Below are 19,966 nucleotides of genomic sequence, written 5' to 3' on the forward strand. Positions count from 1 at the left end.
ATATTGAAAACGCACTTATTACTTCCTGATAGCATAACGGCAATTAGATGAACTATTTTTACTACATATTATTTTTCTTGATTTCAGCGATAAGTTCAGCTCAGAATGCGACACTTACAGGGGTTGTGAATTTCAAGAATGGAAAGCCAGTTCAACTAGCCTCTGTTTTCGTTTCAAAATCTCCTGTGTATTCGTATACTGATGATGAGGGGAAATTTAAATTGACAGGCTTAAAACAGGGTTCTAACGTAGTGTATTTTCAATATTATGGTAAAGATCCAGAAAAGGTAAATGTTGAGGTAGGCAAAGACCCTATTATTTTAGATCATACTTTTGGGTTTAATGAAGAAAATGAACTTACTGAGGTTTTAGTTATTGGTAAATCTAAGGAAGCACAAATTGAAAGTAGAGGATATGCTGTAAATGCGATCAGTACAAAATCGGCAGAGTTACAGGCTATTCAGGCTTCAGATGTACTGGATAGATCTTCAGGAGTTAGAATTCGTCAAAGTGGAGGTATAGGATCAAGAATGAATTTTAATATCAATGGGTTATCAGGAAATGCTATTCGAGTTTTTATTGATGGCGCACCTATAGAATCTTTTGGACCTTCTTTTTCACTAGCCAGCATTCCTACAAATTTAATTGAGCGTATTGAGGTTTATAAGGGAGTTGTACCTATTGAACTTTCTGGTGATGCGCTTGGGGGAGCTATCAATGTTGTGTTGAAAAAAACAGGAAGTAAAAATAAATTATTTACATCTTACTCAGTTGGATCTTTTAATACACATCAATTTAGTATTGCTGGAAATTACCATAATTCGAAAACGGGTTTTGTTTTTAGAGGATCTAGTTTTTACAATTACTCAGATAATAATTACAAAGTATGGGGGAATCAAGTATATACCACTAACCCTACTACTGGTGATATTACATATTTAAAAGCAACAAGATTTCATGATGCTTACTTGTCCTATGGAGTGAAAGCTGAGGCAGGTATTGTAGATAAATCATGGGCTGATGAATTTTTGATTGGATTTATATATTCAGAATTGGATAAAGAAATTCAACATGGCGCAACGATGGAGTCGGTTTACGGAAATAGAAATTATAATCAAGATACCAAGTTAGCAAGTCTTTCGTATAAAGATCAAACCTTCTTAGGAGCAAAAAAACTGAAAGCAGATATGTTTTCTTCCTATTCTAGATTAACAAGAAACATAATTGATACCATTCCCTATATATATGATTGGGATGGCAAAAAGAAAGTTAAATACGATAAGGATGGAAACCCCAATGGATATTATGAATACGCTTCTGGTGCAGAGGCAGGAAATCCTACTCTGCAAACTAGTAATGAAGAGATTCTTTTAGCTAGAGTAAATTTTTCTTATGCATTCGATTTACAAAATAAATTGGCAATCAATCATATGTACAATCGATTTGAAAGGGACTCAAAAGATCCATTACGCCATGTGGATATTAGAGATAAAGAGGATATTCGATTTACGAAAAAAAATATTTTTGGAGTTGGGTATACCAATACCTCTATTCAAAAAAAATTAACTAGTTCTGTTTTTTACAAAAGGTTTCATCAAAATATTGAAATTATTGAATATAAAAAAGAAGGGAACGATCCAGTAGTATATAATCAAACCGATAGAGCTGTTGGTGCCAATGGTTATGGCTTTACAGTAGCATATAAAATCTCACCAAAAATATTGATACAAACTTCAGCGGAGAATACATTTCGAATGCCTGTAGCAGGAGAGCTTTTTGGGAATTTAGCAGAAAGTTTAGAACCCAATTATAATTTAAAACCAGAACAAAGTTTGAACATCAATCTGGGATGTACCTTAGGAGTTTATTCGTTGGGCGTTCATGATTTTAGTATAAAACTAAACACATTTTTAAGAGACACCATGGATAAAATAAAGTTGAATGTTCGTGAAGATAGTACAGATGAAACCACTGAGTTTATTAATGATGACAATTATATCAGTCAAGGTTTTGATTTAGACCTTTTTTACTCTTTTAAAAGGAAAATAGATTTTAATGGAAATGTATCCTTATTTAACTCACGATTTAACACCCAGTTGGATGAGAATGGTTTGCCTTTCGCCTGGTATGGAGACAGAGAAAGAAATGCGCCTTTTTTTACAGCGAATGGAAATATTAGGTACAGAGGTGAAAATATGTTCCAGAAAAACTCTAAAACGAATATTACGGCAAATTTAGCTTATGTGCATTGGTTTTATAGAGATTGGGAGTCTTTGGGAGGAGCAGGTAAAGATATTATACCGACCCAATTGGTTCTAGATTTGGGATGGACGCATCTATTTCCTGATAATAAAACCAGTGTTTCTTTTGATATAAGGAACCTTTTGGACAAACAAGTATTTGACAATTATGCACTACAAAAGCCTGGAAGAGCATTTTACTTTAAAATAAATTATACAATTTTTTAAATATATTATTATGAAAAACCTACAAATTAATATTTCAACAATTCAAAAAGCAGTACTCGCTTGTATGCTTTTAGGAATTACGGCTGTATCTTGTGATGATAACGACCAACTAGGGAATGAATCTGTTGTGGATCCATCGGAGGGAAGAACTCACTTTACTTTAGCGTTGTCCGCGAGTCCAACAGGTGAAACTAAAGTGTATACACAGGCGCATGAAAATGTTGGCAGCGATGTTACTGTTGATTATTCGGGAGTTGGATTTGAAATGCCATCAACAAGAACAGCAAGAATTTTTTCTTCAGCGGACGGAAAATACGTTTATAACTTAGATTATGGTGGTGGAAGAATTTATAAGTTTTCTGTGGATGGTCTACAAACCTATACTCAAAAGTTTGAAAAAAATGTGGAGTTTGCCATGGGAACAGCTTATCCAAGGTGGACCAAAGCAAGTGAAAGCTCAGCTTCTATACATTATGCAGACGGTTCAAACGCTATTCGTGTTTTTGATGAAAATGATCCTACAAAATTCATCAGATCAGATGTGCAATTGAATGTGATGAGCGTTGATTTAGAAAACCTTTCTTTTGGAGCAATTGAGAATATTACAATTCCAGTAAGTGATCATGATTTAGCTCCTTATACAATCAATGTTGATGGGACGGATTACGATCATTATAATTATACAAGTAGAGTAGATGCTCCGGTAATAGCTGGTGATAAAATTTACTATGGACTAGGTAAGGGAGCATATAGCCCTGAAAATCCTTGTACAGGTAGAGGTTGCCCAGGAGCAGTTTATACAAATGTAGAAACATTAGTATTAGATTATCCTTCTTTAACAAATCCAAAAATAATAGCAACGGATATTGCTCAAGGTTCCACGAATGGCTACAGAACACCAGTTGCTTACACTGATGAGCTTGGTGATGTATATCAAATTATTTCAGTGCCTGATAACACATATGATACACACATTTTAAAAATTAGCAATGGTGAATATGATATCTCTTACGATTATAATTTATCAGATTTGTTAGGATTTAATGTAGCTTCTAATGGATGGTTTTATGTAGGAAATGGAATAGGGTATGTTCCTTATGCAAATACAGATTTAAGTTCTAATTGGTTTAGTGATTCTGTATGGAGTGTTGCAAGAGTTGATTTGTACAACAAAACAGTTGTGAATCTTAATGTACCAAAGGATTTATGGTTGACTCAGTATCAAAATGCTGTTATTAAAGATGGTAAATTTTATATGTCTATTACACCAACGGGAGTAGATGGGAATGTTTACATTTTTGATATCAATTCAGAAAGTCCTGATGCCTTTACCAAAGGAGCAACTTTGAAAAATTTAGCAGAAGGTACTTTTATCGGTATTTACTAAAAATAAATAGTAATGATTATTTCTTTTTGGAGGTACAGCCATTTTACTTTGGCTGTATCTTCTTCTTTGTTTTTATTAATAGCAACTCTAACAGGGATTGTATTGGCTATTGAACCCATTGATTATCAGATTTCAAATGATTATTCCTTGGATTTAAAGGGACTTTCCATAAAAGAGGTGTTGCACAGTACAAAGTTGAAACATCAAGATATAATTTCTATAGAACTTACTTCAAGTGATGAAGTTGTTGTATCAGTAATAAATCAAGAAGGAAACCTGGAGGATGCTTATGTAAATCCAATTTCAGGAGAAAAATTAGGAACCCCTAAAGCAAGAGCTCCTATTTACCTATTTGCAACTTCCTTACATCGTTCTCTTTTTCTTAAAAAAATTGGAAGATTTTTTGTTGGACTGACTTCGTTTCTACTACTGCTTATTAGTGTTTCAGGAATTTTACTTATTCTGAAAAGACAAGGAGGAATCCGTAAGTTTTTTTCTAAGATAAAAGATCAAAAAACATATCAATATTTACATGTTGTTTTGGGGAGAATATTCCTTGTACCTATTGTAATCGTTACCTTGACAGGAGTTTACTTGTCTCTTGAAAAGTTTAATTTAATACCTGAATTTGAAAATAACAAATCTAGGCTAGAAACAAGTAAAGAGAGAAATAGAAAAAATACTTCCTCCTTGTCTTTTTTTGAGTCAACAAGTTTTGATCGAGTAAAAACTATTGAGTTTCCTTTTTCTGATGATGAGGAGGATTATTATACGGTTTTCTTATTGGATGCTGAGGTACATGTAAACCAAAAAACAGAAACTATTATAGATCAAAAAATATATCCATTTACAACCTTGGTTTCTTATTATAGTCTGATTTTACATACTGGTCAAGGCAGTTTTGTATGGAGTTTAATATTGTTGTTGTGTTGTTTTTCAATTTTATATTTTTTCTATTCAGGATTTAAAATTTCTTTTCAACGTAGAAAAGCATCTCAAAAAGTACAAAATAAATACAATAAAGATCAGGCAGAATTTATCATCCTTTATGGCTCAGAAAATGGTTCTACATATGCCTATGCTAAAGAATTTTACTTGGGACTTTTAAAATCAAATAAAAAAGTATTTTTAGATCAATTGAATCAATATTCTTCCTATGAAAAAGCGAACAGTATCATTGTATTTACAGCAACTTATGGAGAGGGGGAGTCACCGACTAACGCCAGAAAATTTGAAAGTATTTTGAATACCATAAAGCAGAAAACTGAAATTCAGTATTCTGTGGTTGGTTTTGGATCTAAAGAATATCCAAAATATTGTCAATTTGCTTATGAAGTAAATGATGTTTTTCAAAATTTAGTTGGATTTGTTGAAAACACTCCTTTGTGTAAAATAAACAATCAATGCTATGATACTTTTTCTAAATGGTTGGATTTATGGAATGCTAACAACAATTTAGATGTAAAGATTAAGAACCCCTTGATCACCTCCAAAATAAAAAAGTCACAAGTTAAAGTAGTTGCCAAAACTCAGTTGAATGTAGATGCCGCTTTTCTGATCCAATTAAAAACTCCCAAATACTTGCAATTTTCGTCAGGAGATTTATTAGGCATTTTACCAGAGAATAGTAAAAGGGTTCGCTATTATTCAATTTCTAAATACAGAGGAAGTATTTTACTAGCTGTTAAAAAACATGAGTTTGGAGTAGTTTCTAACTTTTTGTACAATCAAGATATTGGTTCAAATCTTGAAATACAATTGCAAAGAAAACCAGATTTTTACTTTCCTGAAAAATCTCAGAATGTTATATTGATCGGGAACGGTACGGGGATAGCTCCGTTTATTGGTATGCTTTCAGAAATAAAAAAAGAACAAGCTGTGTATTTGTATTTAGGTATGCGTACAAAGAAATCTTTTGAGGTGTACGGTAACTATGTGCAAGTATCCAATCTTATAAAAATATCCTTTGCGTATTCCCAAGAAAAGAATAAATCTTATGTACAAGATGCTTTGTTTCAGGATGAGCTATTGATAAAAGATTTAATTTTAAAAGATACTACAATGCTCATATGTGGCTCTTTGGCTATGCAGAATGAAGTACTCAAAACCCTTGATAAAATCTGCACAATGTATTTTAATTTTGATGTCAATTATTTGATAGATAATCAGAAGATTAAGATGGATTGTTATTAGTTTTTGATGGCAATTCAATAAATATTTCCTTATTCGATATTAGTTTTTCTTTATTCGATATTTGGTTTCGAAGTATGCTTCTATTTTCGCATTGAGTTTATCTAGACTTGTTAAAAATAAAATAATGAAGCAAATAATTTTTTCTCTTTTAGTCCTTCTCTTTTCCAACACATGGGGACAGCAGGTAATAGAATTGAAAGTAGTGGATAAATTTGAAAATATACCAATGGTTGGGGCTCATTTATGCTTAGTCTCCAAGACGGCGCTTCCCAAATATTTTTCTACAAATAGCAATGGAATAGCCAACATTAATTTTGCTGAAGATGCAGTATTAACCATATCCTATATGGGTTATGTTACTCAAACGGTTGCATTAAAAAGGACTAAATCTGTTACAGTTTTTTTAGAGGAGGATTTGCTAAATATTGAGCAAGTTGTTGTTACTGCAACCATTGAACCCCAAAAAGTGGATCAATCCATTTATAAAGTGCAAGTTATTTCTTCAAAAGAGATGGAAAAGCAAGGCGTACAAAATATTAGGGATGCGTTACGGTTTCAGGCAAATATAAATTTAATAGAGGATGGAGTATTAGGTTCTCAGATAATTATGCAAGGACTGGAAGGTCAGCATGTTAAATTTTTAATAGATGGGATGCCAATTATTGGTAGACAAGATGGGAATATTGATCTGTCTCAAATAGATATGACTCAAGTAGATCATATAGAGGTAATTGAAGGTCCGATGTCTGTTGTTTATGGATCAAATGCCTTGGCGGGAACGATTAATATTATTTCTAAAAAGAACAAATATTATACATTATCAGGGAATGCTACTGCTTATGCAGAATCCGTAGGACAATATAATGCTAGTATGAACCTTCAAGGAAACATTGGTAACTCTAATTATGGAATCTCTAGTGGTTATCGTTTTTTTGATGGATACGATTTAAATTCATCGACCAGAGCTTTAGATTGGAATCCAAAAAATCAATTAAATTCTGAAGGTTTTTACGGTATAAAGTTGGGAGGGGTTGATACCAAAGTTGGGGTGCGTTTTAGCAATGAAGATTTAACCTATAAAGGGGAGTACCGAGAAGGACCAAGAGCAATTGATACGCAATTTTTAACAGATAGGATTACTTATTATGGCCAGTTTACAAAAACGCTAAATCCTGAAGAAACCTTAGTGGGTTTGGTATCCTATAATACCTATAAACGAACAGCTCAAGATTATGTAGTTGATGATTTGCAAAACACAGCAATAAAAAAAGGAGCATCAGCCGAAGATTCTTTTGAAACTTTAAACGCGCGTTTTTCTTATGGAAATATTATTTATAAAGGACTTAACTGGCAAATCGGGTACGAATTAACAGATGAAAAAGGTAAAGGCGAAAAAGTAGTAGCGAATAATGGATTGACAGAAAATGCTTTATGGACAGATGTGAAAATGGAGATATCAGAGAAATTGATTTTTCAACCTGGATTGAGGTATTTACACCATAACGTTTTTAAGGCTCCGTTAATATATTCAGCGCATCTAAAATGGAATCCAAACAAATCTTGGCAATCAAGAATTTCTTATGCAAAAGGCTTTAGAGCTCCGAGCATGAAGGAGTTGTATATGGATTTTGTTGATACCAATCATATGATATTTGGTAATGAAAATTTAGTACCTGAAACCTCTCATAATGTTTCAGCAAACATTAATAAGACACTTAATTTTTCCAATGCAGCAATCTTAAGATTCAATCTTTCTGGTTTTTATAATTACTTAACCGACGTGATTGAATTAACCACAAGTGAAGGAGATAACCAAGCCTATTTTTATAGAAACATTTCGGAAAAGAAAACGCAAGGAGGGAACTTCTCTGTTGATTATGGTGTACAAAATTTGAAGATAAGTACAGGAGTTGTGGTAACAGGAATAGGTTATGATTTTAGAGACACGAACAATTTTAATTTTAGTTACGCTACCGATGTAACAGCCATGATAGGTTATTCTTTTAGAAAGCAAGATGTATCTATGAGAATAGATTATAAATACACGGGAGAAAGAGTTCAGTTATTTTTAGATGCTAACGACGCTATTGCAGAAGGTTTCATTGAAGATTATCAAATGTTAAATTTCTCAACTACTAAAAACTTTTTTGATAAAAAGTTCAGTCTAACCGCAGGAGCAAAAAATATTTTGGATGTAAAAGCAGTATCAAACTCAACCTCGGGTGGTGCTCATTCGTCAGGTAATGGACGTCTAATAGCATGGGGACGCAGCTTTTTTATCTCAATAAAATACAACCTAAATAAAATTTAATAACAATCAATTAATTACTAAATATCAAAAAATGAAAAATTCAATTATTACAAGCATACTGTGTTCTTTTTTATTATTCGCCTGCGGAGAAGAAAATAGTCCTATTATTCCAGAAGATGCTAGTTTAGATGGTTCAACATTTAGTCTGCAAGTTTCTTTACATAGTAGTCCAGAGGTTTTTGTAGAAGGATTCAATCACCACACTCAACAAGTAGAGCAAATTCAATTAGATTATAACCGTCAGGTATTTGTTGACCTTGATGCCGCTTCAGAAACTTCCAACGCTGATGTTTTTGGAGTGCATTATAATAATGACGATTTTGTAAAATTAGACGTTTGGGACCCTAACAAAGATCATGCTCAAGGTATAGATGGTTGGGATTTGGTACTAGCAAATTACAATGGAAGAACTGACAATGGTTCTGGTGTGTTGGTGCCGTACAGTTTAACCGGTGCTCTTATCAATAAAGGAAAAACTTCAGCCATCCGTTTGAATAAACAAGAACTAGAGGCAGCGCATGAAACTTATATTTCATTTGAAGATATTACATATGCTGATGCCATAAAAATTTCGCTAAGTGAAGAGGTTGATGCTATTGGTAGTGATTGGAAAAAATTAGACTTTGCTACTTTTAGTTTCAATATTGTAGAAGATCAATATTATATAATTAAGTCTACGGAAGGCGTATTTTTTAAATTGGCTTTTACCAGTTTTTATGATGAAAATTTAGACAAAGGAAACCCTAAATTTCTTTTTCAAAGAATATTGGAAGAGTAAAGCTTGAAAATAATTAGAAATAAAAAAACTGTAGTCAATATAATTGGGTACAGTTTTTTATTTTAGACCTATGTTAAAAGAGAAATTGTATCCTATGAAAAAAATGTTTTTTTATACTTTTATTTTTACATTTATTATTGCAGCGAATGCTCAAGATATTTTACAACCCTATCAAATATTTGATAAAAAGGAAGCACCTATTTCTTTTGAAAAAATGGCTGATTCTTTAGTGAAGTATGATGTTGTGTTTTTTGGGGAATTGCACAATAATCCTATAGCTCATTGGTTACAGTTTGAATTAACAAGTAAACTTACAGCTTTAACAAACAATGAAATTATTCTCGGTGCAGAAATGTTTGAAAAAGACAATCAATTACTAATTGATGAATACCTTTCAGGACTGATTAAAGAGAAAACATTGATAAAAGATGGTAAAGCATGGGATAATTATAATACAGATTATGCGCCTTTGGTAAACTTCGCCAAAGACAATTCTTTACATTTTATTGCTACAAATGTACCTAGAAGGTATGCCAGTTTGGTTTCTAAAAAAGGATTAGATTCGTTAAGGTTACTGTCTAAAGAAGCAAGAAAAAAATATATAGCGCCACTCCCAATTAAGGTACCTTATGATAACGAATCCTATAAGGAAATGGAACAAATGATGTCCGGACACGGAATGCATGGAGCTGCTAAAAATTTTATTGATGCCCAAGCGTTAAAGGATGCAACGATGGGGTATAGTATAGTGGCTTCGTTAAAGAAAAAAAACAAGAACAAATTATTCTTGCATTTCAATGGCAATTTTCATTCAAAAAATCATGAAGGTACTGCTTGGTATGTACATGAGTATCATAAAAAATTAAAAATCGCAGTGATCTCTTTTGTTTCCCAAAAACAGGTAACAAGTATAGAGCAATCCAATAAAGGAAATAATGAGTTTACTATTGTCTGCAAAAATACCATGACTAAAACATTTTAGTAAAAAAAAATGGGCACCAAGGAAGGATGGTGCCCATCTAAAATTAATTGACCAAATTAATTTTGCTAACTTAACTCACTATTTTAAATGTTTTAAGATTTTATTACTTTTTGGAGAGGTGGTTGAGTAGAAAAAATCTACAAAGTATCCTTCTTTATTGATAAGGTATTTTTGAAAATTCCAGCGAACCTTAGAGCTAGTATTACCGTTTAAACTCTCTTCGGTTAACCATTGGTACAGGGGATGCTGTTGGTTTCCTTTGACATCTACTTTTTCAGTAATAGGAAAACTAACACCATAATTCAGTTGACAAAAATTAGAAATTTCTTCATTATTACCTGGTTCTTGGTTGCCAAATTGATTGCAGGGAACTCCAATGATAATCAGATTATCTTTATGTGATTGATACAGTTCTTCAAGTTCTTTGTACTGCGGGGTAAATCCACATTTAGAGGCCACATTGACAAACAAAATATTTTTTCCTTGGTAAGACTTAAGATCTATAGGAGTTCCATTAACAGCATTAATTTGTAACTCATATAGAGACTGTTTCGATGGGCCAATTTTATTGGATGATAAAAAATCTAACATAATTATATTCTAATTTTGGGTTTGAGTCTTGCTTCAAATTTTCGCTTGATCAGCGTCAGTCTTTTCATAATTTCCATAATTTTATCGTCTTTAGAATTTTTATAAAATTCATTCAATGATAAAATTAATTCTTTGGCTTTCAGTGAGGCCCAAATTTTTTGATCTCGACTTTTATAGGTCTTAATATTTTCTTCGAATTCTAATGCTTCTTGTATAGTTTCCATAAAATATCATTTTTAGATATTCAAATATACAAAATGTTTATTAAAGTATGGTTTTTGTTAAACAAAAATATCACAATATAGTTTGTGTGTTTTTTTTATCAGTAATTCCGTGGAAAATATTTTTTTTAAAAAGCTATCTTTGTGTCATAATTTCAAAAAACAAAAATTGCCACAGCTTCCCTTTAAGAATTTTTTCGTCAATGTAATTTTACCAATTCCTTTGCAAAGATTGTTCACGTATAGGATAACCGAAGCAGAGGCGACGTTCTTGAAAAAGGGAATGCGTATTGCAGTTCCGTTTGGTAAGAAAAAAATATATACTGCATTAGTGTATAAAATTCATGAGGAAGAACCTGCTGCATATGAAGCCAAACCGATTCATCAAATATTGGATGAGGTACCTGTAGTGAATGAATTACAGTTACAACATTGGGAATGGATTTCTGAGTATTATATGTGTTCATTAGGCGAGGTTTATAGGGCTGCACTGCCATCTGCATTTTTGTTGGAAAGTGAGACAATCGTTCTTAAGAATCCAAGTTTTACCGATGAGGATGTCTTAACAGATCCAGAATTTTTAGTTTTTGAGGCTTTGGGACAACAAAGTCAATTATCCGTTTTAGAGATCAGCAGTATACTTTCAAGGAAAAATATATTTCCGCTTTTGAAAACAATGCTAGCTAAAAATGCCATTCTATTAAAAGAGGAAATTTATGAATCCTATAAGCCGAAATTGGTTAAATACATAAAATTGAATGAGACTCATAAAGGGGATGCGGCACTATCTTCATTATTAGATTCTGTACAAAGAGCCAAACAGCAATATAATGCCTTATTGACGTACTTTTCATTAGAGGCTCAAACTCAAAAACCTATCAAAGCAAAAGATTTGCAAGAAAAAGCAAATGTGTCTGCAGCGGTTTTAAAGGGACTTGTGGATAAGGAAATTTTAGAATTTTATCATATCCAGGTAGATAGAGTTAGCTTTAGAGAAGGCGATGGGAACTTAAAAAAATTGAATGAGTTTCAAGAAAAGGCTTGTACGGAAATAAATAAGTCTTTTGAAACGAAGGCTGTAACTCTTTTACATGGGGTTACTAGCAGTGGAAAAACTGAAGTATATGCCCAATTAATTCAAAAACAAATTGAGCTCGGAAAGCAAGTCTTGTTTTTATTACCAGAAATTGCGCTAACCACACAACTTATAGGTAGATTGAAACAATATTTTGGTGGAAAGATATCTGTATTTCATTCTAAATACTCAATGAATGAACGTGTTGAAGTTTACAATAACGTTTTAAATGGCAAGGAAAAGGCGCAAATAGTTCTAGGTGCAAGGTCTTCCTTGTTTTTACCGTTTTCTAATTTAGGCTTATTGATCATTGATGAAGAGCATGAGACCTCCTATAAACAGTTTGACCCTTCGCCCAGATACCATGCGAGAGATGCGGCAATATTATTGGCGCATATGCACCAAGCGAAAACTCTTTTAGGGTCAGCAACACCAAGTTTAGAAAGTTATTACAATGCTACCAATAATAAGTATGGACTTGTTAATCTGACCAAAAGGTTTGGTGAAGTTCAATTGCCAGCCATTGAATTGGTCGATATAAAAGAGAAACACAGGAAAAAAAGGATGAACGGTCATTTTTCAGATCGTTTGATTTTAGAAATTGAAGAGGCCCTAAAGAATAAGGAACAAGTAATTTTGTTTCAAAATAGAAGAGGGTTTTCTCCGGTTGTTGAATGTGAGACTTGTGGAGTCTCGCCTGAATGCCCTAATTGTGATGTTTCTCTTACGTTTCACAAATACAGAAAAGAGTTGCGATGCCATTATTGTAACTACAGACAAGCAATGCCTTTAAATTGTGGTGCTTGTGGTTCTACAAAATTAAGTACGATTGGTTTTGGAACAGAACAGATTGAACTAGAGTTAAATGAATTATTTCCTGATGTAAATATAGGTCGTATGGATCTCGATACTACAAGAGGTAAATATGGGTACCAGAAAATTATTGGAGCTTTTCAGGCTCAAGAAATAGATATTCTGGTGGGAACTCAAATGTTGTCAAAAGGGCTTGATTTTGGAAAGGTGAGTTTGGTTGGGGTTATGAATGCTGATAATATGTTGAATTTCCCAGACTTTAGAGCTCATGAAAGAACTTTTCAAATGATGGTTCAGGTAGCGGGAAGATCTGGAAGATCCAAGAAAAGAGGAAAAGTGATAATACAAACATTTAATCCTTATCATCAAATATTACAACAGGTTTCTACCAATGATTATTCTGCCATGTATAAGGAACAATTAGAAGATCGTTGGCAGTTTCATTACCCACCTTTTTACAGAGTACTGAGGATAACTTTACGACACCGTGATTTGATGACCTTAGATAATGCTGCGGATTGGTTTGGAACTTCCTTGAAAAATGCTTTTAAAGACAATGTTCTCGGACCAACAGCTCCTAACGTTTCTAGGGTTAGAAATCTTTATATAAAACACATAACGCTAAAGATTCCACCCAAACAATCGTTAAAAGCAACTAAAAAGCATATTGAAAAAATTCAGAATACTTTTACTGCTATTGGAGCTTATAGATCTGTGAGATTAGGAATAGATATTGATTCTTATTAAGAAGGATCTTTTCCGTAAATATTGTTGTACAAGTCTTTATGAATTTCTTTAATAATCTTACGTTTCATTTTTAAAGTAGGAGTTAGGTGTCCACTTTCAATACTCCACTCCATAGGAGTCAATTCAAATTTTTTAATTTGTTCCCATTTCCCAAAGTTGGTATTGCATTTATCAACTTCTTTTTGAATTCGCTTTATAATTCTTTCATTAGAGCAAATATCCTTGGGTTCAGAACCACAAGTGATTTCTTTTCTCTTGATCCACTCTTTGATAAAAGTGAAATTTGGTTGAATGAAAGCGGCAGGCATTTTTTCACCTTCCCCAATAACCATTATCTGCTCTATAAAACGAGATTGTTTCAATTCATTTTCAAGAAGTGCAGGAGCCACGTATTTACCTCCAGAAGTTTTAAACATTTCTTTTTTACGATCAGTGATTGTAAGAAAGTTGTCATCAGATAATACACCAATATCACCTGTATGAAAATAATCACCAGTCATAACGCTGGCTGTTTTTTCTGGATCCTTGTAATAGCCTAACATAACATTCGGACCTTTGGCTAAAATTTCACCATCTTCTGCAATTTTAACTTCTACATTGTCAATAATTCTTCCAACAGTACCAATTCTTATCCCATTGTTGTAAGGGCAATTGACAGAAATTACTGGAGAAGTTTCCGTTAATCCATATCCTTCTAAAATAGGCATTCCAGCAGCTGAAAATACTCTGATTAATCTAGATTGTAAAGGAGCAGACCCAGAAACAAGTGTATTCATTTTTCCACCTAAGGCTTCTTTCCATTTAGAAAAAATTAATTTTCTCGCTAATTTTAGTTGTGTTTCATACCACCAACCATTCACTCCATAAGGTTCAAACCTTAACCCAAGGTTCAGTGCCCAAAAAAATAGACCCTTTTTAATTCCTGTTAAGTTGGTTCCCTTTTCAACAATTGCATCGTATATTTTTTCATATAACCTCGGTACGGCCGTCATAATGTCTGGCTGAACTTCTTTTAAATTATCACTGATTGTTTCTTGAGATTGCGCAAAATAAATCTCAATACCGCAATAGATGTATAAATAATGAATAATACGTTCAAATACATGACAAACAGGTAAAAAGCTCAAAGCTTTTGCCTCTCCATGTACTAAAGGAACTCTTGGGGTACTATCTAGCGTATTTGAAACCAAGTTTCGATGTGATAACATAACACCTTTTGGTTTACCTGTAGTCCCAGAAGTATAGATAATAGTGGCTAAATCATCTGGTTTAACCGTTTTTTTAATGGCTTCCACTTCAGGTTGTGTTTCTGTACTTTGTCCAAGTTCTAGTACTTCTTTCCAGTTTTTTTCTCCGGCAATGTCATCAAAAGTATAAATAGCTTTAAGATGTGTGTTCTCCTTAATTTGATTAAGTTTTTCAATAATACTGACATCAGATACAAAACAGTAAGTTGCTTCAGAATGATTCAATACGTATTGATAATCTTCTTTACTTATAGTAGGGTAGATTGGGATGGTTTGTGCTCCAACTTGCAACACTCCCATATCCATAATATTCCATTCTGTTCTATTGGTACTAGAGATCAAGGCAATTTTATCATTTGGTTTTACACCAAGTTTTAATAAACCTCTACTTATTTTATTTAATTCATCAATATATTCCTGTGAGGATAGACTTACCCAGGTATCTCCATATTTAGTAGAGAATGCTTTTTTCAAATTGAATTTTTCAAGTTGATATTGTGGGAAATCAAATAGTAAGGAAATATCTTTCATAATTTTATTTAAGTTTTAATCCAGTAAATTAACAGATGTTAATGCAAAATAGGAAATTTAATAAAAGCATCCAATTAAGAATACGTTAATTCTATGAGTTGTAACTCTGCAGTATTAGTTTTTGATAACTCTTAATGAAATAGGTTTATCAGTTTCTAAGATACGTAGAATATATAAACCATGTGGCAATTCTGAAATATCGATTCGTTTTCCGTTAGCTTTTCCTTTTTTAACGGTTTGATTGTTATGTGTAACTACTTCATAAACAAAATTATCAAAGTCAAAGTTTCTAAGTTCTATGATGTCAGACGCTGGGTTTGGAAATATAAAAGGGAGTTCCTCTTTTTCTTTCTTCTCAATAAACACCTCTTTGTTACAAGCGAGATCGATATATTCTTGTAAATCTTTTTTTCTATGTTTGCTCTCGTAAAATAAATCCTTTGACTTTTGAAGAAGTTCACAGGCCTCTTCATAGTTCTCTGTTTCATATAAGACAACTCCAAGGTTTCTCATAGCAAATGAATTATTTTTATTGATATCCAAAGCCTCTTCTAAATCATGAATTCCTTTTTCAGTGTCTCCTAATTTATGGTAGAGTAAACCACGTATTGTCCGTAAATCACGTTCGGGATTACCGATACCAAACTTATATAGACTATTTTCATTTTTAAATGAAATTTGTACATGCTCCATTGCTTTTTCATATTGTCCAAGATCTGTGTAGGTTGCTGCTAATACCCAATGAGCAAATGAATGATTGGGAACCATTTCAATAGCTTGGTTTAAATAATTTATACCTAAATCGTACGATTTTATTTCAATCAAGTACGAACCTAGATTATGATAGAGTCTACTTTGTTCAGGCGAAGCTCTTAAAGCTTTGTATTTGTATTGAATGGCATAATTTTCCAATTCATAACTATTGTAGATACTACCTAAATAATCATATACAGCAGCAATAAGTCTGTGATATTTCGCTTGTTTTTCAACGGAGAACTTTTCAATGTGTCTTTCTAGTTTTTTTAGATCGTTCATTGCAAGAGTATAATTACCCAAGCGAAAACGTAAACTAGCTCTTTTATAAGTAGCGTAAAATGAGGTATTTGTTTTTTTTAATTTTGTATTAAGAGCGTTCAAAGACAAGTATAGTTTCTTAGTTCTTTCTTCAGTCTTTTTTGTGAATACCATTTTTTTGTCAATTCGTTCAACGAGTTTCCCGTTTTCAAATTCCCATATGGTTTTTACCTCACCTAGCGTGGTATACTGATAAAAGGTTCCATGGTATTTTCCATTTTTAAAATAGAGTTCTTCATTTAATTTACCTGATTTGTAATAAGTTTTTAAACTGTCAATTTTTTTATCATAACCATACCATCTTATCTTAACAGGTACTCCATCATTGTAAAAGTCTTTTTTTATCAAAGGCGGAGTTTCGTAGATTTCCGTTTGCGCATTAGAAATCAGAAAACTAAAAATAATAAAGAACAGAGAAATTATTTTTGACATGGCATATTTTTACGTTCAAGTTACTGATTTTTTTATTTAACTAAAAAAGTCAATAAGGCTACTTACTTTCGATATCACTTATATGATGTTCTAAAGCTTTTACTGAGATTTGAATTTCCACGATGAGAACCGATAGAGAAATGATCAATAGCAATAAAGCAAGACCAAAAACCCATATAGCCAAAGTATTGAATTCAATATAAATTAAAAACATAGAGATTACACAGAGTAGTAAACTTGAGATGCCAAAAATTTGCATGGCCCTAGTTAAATACAATCGTTGTTTGATATTTTTAATTTGTTTGATTAAAACAGCATCTTTGTTCTTTAGATAGGTGTCATGCAGACTTCTAACCACGGTTGCATAGGCCAAAAAACGATTTGTATAGGCAAGCATGATTAAGGATATTGCAGAAAATAATAGTGCAGGAGTTGTAAGCGTTAGTTCTTTCATAATTTATGATAAAGTTGCACTAAGTTAAGCAATTAATATCAGTAAAAAATAAATTCAGGCTGCTCTCTACTGCAGTGGCCAGACCACATACTTAATGTATTTGAACCTGTGTTGAAAATAAAAAAAGTATCTCCTTCTTGTATTTTAGGGAACTGTAAGTCTTTAAAAAGAATATCACCAGCAAAGCATAAAGGACCAACAATATGATACGATTTTAGTGGTACATTTTCTTTCGGTTTATCTTTGTATAAAATGGAGCAGGGGTAATCTGCATTTAAATTAGAATATACTTTTCTAACAAAAAGATCAGCACCTACATGCACATAAACAATTTCAGGCAAAGTCTCGTCGTTTGATAGAACATATTCTATGTTAGAGGTCACAAAACTGTTGTGTTTGTGTACAAAATTTCCATATTCAGTTACGAGATTGAAATCGGAAATGTTTGGGATTTGATTCATTTCTGTTACAAATTCCGTCATTGTTTTTTTGTCAAATTCAATTCCTCCACCGATATCTAGCGTCTTGATTTTGGTTTCAATGCCTTTTTCAATTCTTAGGGCATTTATTTCTTGTGCTAATTCTACCATTATAGAAATAGCTTTTAAATTTGGAGATAAATCAGTAAGACTTGAACCTATGTGAAAATGTAAAGCGTCAATTGAAGAATATTCAATACAACTTTTGATGATCTCATTTCTTTTGGTAATGGGAACTCCAAATTTAGAATTAGAAGTAGCTACATTAAAAAATGCGCCACCTGCATTTGCAACCAGAGGGTTAATTCTTAAGCCAATATGTCCGTTGAAATTCTCTGGATAGCGCTGTAATTCTTCCAACGAGTTAGCATTGAGGAGCATTCCAGGAAGATCGTGATGGCATTTATTTATTTCTGAAACTGTTTTTACAGGAGAGTCAAATACAATTTGATCGTTTGTGGCACCTGCCTTTTTTGCTAGCATTACCTCTTCAAAAGAGGCGGCCTCTAGTCCAAATCCTCTTTTTATTATGTGTGCCAAAACATCTTTTTGGTTACAGGTTTTGATAGCGATCGCATGCTTCGTATTCGCAGGGAAAATGGTTCTTAGCAAATCAAGCTGATTGTCTAAAGCATTTTTAGAGTAAAATATAGTTGCCTTTTCAGAGGAACATAGTTTTTCTGTTACGGCTTTTAGATATTGGTCTTCTGCTTCTTGTTTAGAGATCATTATAATGTTCCTTTAGGTTGGCGATCAAAATGGCAACGATTTTGTTGTCTAATTCAAATTCTGTTTCGTTATTAGTAACAAATTCTCTAATGTTTTTAGAACCAATAGCCAAACGAAGAAAAGATTTATCGCTAAAATAAGTCACGGGTTGTCCAATAAATACCATAGATTTTCCGGCTGACAGATCTTCGTAGTTTTTAGTAACCGTTAAGTAATGTAATTTTCTTAATTGTTTTTCATTCAGGTAGGAACCTTGGTATTTTATTCTAAAGGAAATAATAGTTTTGTTTGTATCCTCTTGATAAGGCATCAACTCAAATTCTGGATAGCTATTTATAAATTTTATAACATGTGTTCTCCACGAATTAATTTTTTCTTGAACTTGATCAGCAGGAATTAAATTAAAATTTAAGATTTCTTGTATGGTATACTTCCATTTGATGATCCTAGCAGGATTTAATTGATCTCTTAAGCCCAACTTAGGTCTTAGAGAGGGAGGCAAATCATAGGTAGAAAAAATAGCACTAAATTCTTCAATTGAATTCGCATTGGCTTTTTTAGAAATTTTATTCAGAATGGTTTTAGGGATCAATACTGCAGCACAAAAAGGTGGACATTGATAAAATTTAGAACCGGTAATCATCACAGTTGAATTTTTTCGGATCAGTTTTTTTATTATTTCCTTTGAATGTCTAAATTGGCATAAGTCTGTATTCCATAAAACATTTTCAGCATCAATCTTATCTATCAATTCCAGGTTGTCTTCAATTCCAGATTTGCTACCATAAACTAAATTAATAATTACGGTATGCTCTGGATGTTTTTTTACAACCTCTATTATTTCTTCTTGGTTGTTAATAATCTCCCCTTTTTCACAACGGGCTTTGCAAAAATAAGTTTCAATATTATTGTTTTCTAAAATGCTATCTCCTTGGGGTACCGTTTCTCCAAATTGATTGTAGTTTGAATAATACTTTCCGTTAGATGCCAATCGTGTTCCAGATCCGAGCTCTTCTATACAAGTGGTGATATTTAATATTTTTCTGTTTGGGGCAATTAATTTTGAAAGAATCAGAGGGACGTATACAAGATCAGTTCCAGAGGGAGCCAAGAATAATTCAAAATCATTTTCGTTTTTATCGTTGATAAAATCTTTTACTTTATCAAAAATCTGATCATTTTCTTGTATCCATTCAGTATTGGTTTTTACAGATTGATACATGTTTTTGATTCGATCAATGCTGTCGTCAGTAACAACGCTACAAGTACAGGAACCACGATTTATAACTTTTGCGTTGGTAGCACTTACTCCGTAACGGGTAAGACCTTTTTCATTGGTAAATATTCTTTCATCAGCTCCTTGCGACAGTAATTCTTTAATGTCTCTTTCTTCTTTTAACTCAATCATGTATTGGTATACGTATCTTAATTTGTGTTCAATTTAGAATTTAAAT

At 32.6% G+C, this 19,966-nt stretch carries 14 protein-coding genes; 7 read left to right on the forward strand and 7 right to left on the reverse strand.

Features of this window, described 5'->3' with window-relative positions:
* The first annotated feature begins 47 nt into the window (after positions 1-47).
* From AC2DZ0_RS00805 to AC2DZ0_RS00830, 6 genes are all read left to right on the forward strand, one after another.
* Complete coding sequence (locus tag AC2DZ0_RS00805; RefSeq protein WP_484643063.1) at positions 48-2,468, forward strand: TonB-dependent receptor plug domain-containing protein; 2,421 nt, start codon at positions 48-50, stop codon at positions 2,466-2,468.
* A gap of 10 nt (positions 2,469-2,478) precedes the next feature.
* Entirely contained in the window at positions 2,479-3,855 is a 1,377-nt protein-coding gene (locus AC2DZ0_RS00810) for a hypothetical protein (protein WP_484643065.1), read from the forward strand.
* A 12-nt stretch (positions 3,856-3,867) separates the two neighbouring features.
* On the forward strand, positions 3,868-6,048 hold the full coding sequence (locus AC2DZ0_RS00815) for a PepSY domain-containing protein (protein WP_484643067.1): 2,181 nt from the start codon (positions 3,868-3,870) through the stop codon (positions 6,046-6,048).
* Positions 6,049-6,172: 124 nt separating this feature from the next.
* Positions 6,173-8,359, forward strand: coding sequence for a TonB-dependent receptor (locus tag AC2DZ0_RS00820; RefSeq protein WP_484643069.1), 2,187 nt, complete (start codon positions 6,173-6,175; stop codon positions 8,357-8,359).
* Positions 8,360-8,390: 31 nt separating this feature from the next.
* A complete protein-coding gene (locus tag AC2DZ0_RS00825) occupies positions 8,391-9,137 on the forward strand; it encodes an HmuY family protein (protein ID WP_484643071.1) in 747 nt (248 codons plus the stop codon).
* Positions 9,138-9,231: 94 nt separating this feature from the next.
* Positions 9,232-10,119 (forward strand): ChaN family lipoprotein, encoded by an 888-nt coding sequence (locus AC2DZ0_RS00830; RefSeq protein WP_484643072.1) that lies wholly within the window; start codon positions 9,232-9,234, stop codon positions 10,117-10,119.
* Positions 10,120-10,197: 78 nt separating this feature from the next.
* Here AC2DZ0_RS00830 and AC2DZ0_RS00835 read toward each other — a convergent pair whose 3' ends face one another.
* Both AC2DZ0_RS00835 and AC2DZ0_RS00840 read right to left on the reverse strand, forming a co-directional pair.
* On the reverse strand, positions 10,198-10,710 hold the full coding sequence (locus AC2DZ0_RS00835) for a glutathione peroxidase (RefSeq protein WP_484643074.1): 513 nt from the start codon (positions 10,708-10,710) through the stop codon (positions 10,198-10,200).
* A 2-nt stretch (positions 10,711-10,712) separates the two neighbouring features.
* Complete coding sequence (locus tag AC2DZ0_RS00840) at positions 10,713-10,934, reverse strand: hypothetical protein (protein WP_484491136.1); 222 nt, start codon at positions 10,932-10,934, stop codon at positions 10,713-10,715.
* Between the two features lie 166 nt (positions 10,935-11,100).
* Here AC2DZ0_RS00840 and priA point away from each other — a divergent pair, with 166 nt between their 5' ends.
* Positions 11,101-13,566, forward strand: a complete 2,466-nt coding sequence (priA, locus tag AC2DZ0_RS00845; RefSeq protein ID WP_484643075.1) for a replication restart helicase PriA — start codon at positions 11,101-11,103, stop codon at positions 13,564-13,566.
* Here the strand turns inward: priA and AC2DZ0_RS00850 are convergent.
* The 5 genes from AC2DZ0_RS00850 to AC2DZ0_RS00870 form a co-directional block, all read right to left on the reverse strand.
* Positions 13,563-15,344, reverse strand: a complete 1,782-nt coding sequence (locus AC2DZ0_RS00850) for an AMP-dependent synthetase/ligase (protein WP_484643077.1) — start codon at positions 15,342-15,344, stop codon at positions 13,563-13,565. The two genes, priA and AC2DZ0_RS00850, sit on opposite strands and share 4 nt — an antisense overlap.
* Positions 15,345-15,458: 114 nt before the next feature.
* Complete coding sequence (locus tag AC2DZ0_RS00855; RefSeq protein ID WP_484643078.1) at positions 15,459-16,850, reverse strand: tetratricopeptide repeat protein; 1,392 nt, start codon at positions 16,848-16,850, stop codon at positions 15,459-15,461.
* Between the two features lie 58 nt (positions 16,851-16,908).
* Positions 16,909-17,304, reverse strand: a complete 396-nt coding sequence (locus AC2DZ0_RS00860) for a DUF2721 domain-containing protein (protein ID WP_484643080.1) — start codon at positions 17,302-17,304, stop codon at positions 16,909-16,911.
* A 38-nt stretch (positions 17,305-17,342) separates the two neighbouring features.
* On the reverse strand, positions 17,343-18,512 hold the full coding sequence (locus tag AC2DZ0_RS00865) for a type III PLP-dependent enzyme domain-containing protein (RefSeq protein ID WP_484643081.1): 1,170 nt from the start codon (positions 18,510-18,512) through the stop codon (positions 17,343-17,345).
* Positions 18,502-19,920, reverse strand: coding sequence for a hypothetical protein (locus AC2DZ0_RS00870; protein WP_484643083.1), 1,419 nt, complete (start codon positions 19,918-19,920; stop codon positions 18,502-18,504). The genes AC2DZ0_RS00865 and AC2DZ0_RS00870 overlap by 11 nt, the downstream gene beginning before the upstream one ends.
* Positions 19,921-19,966: the final 46 nt, after the last annotated feature.

The organism is Flavicella sp. IMCC45668, assembly GCF_057219105.1.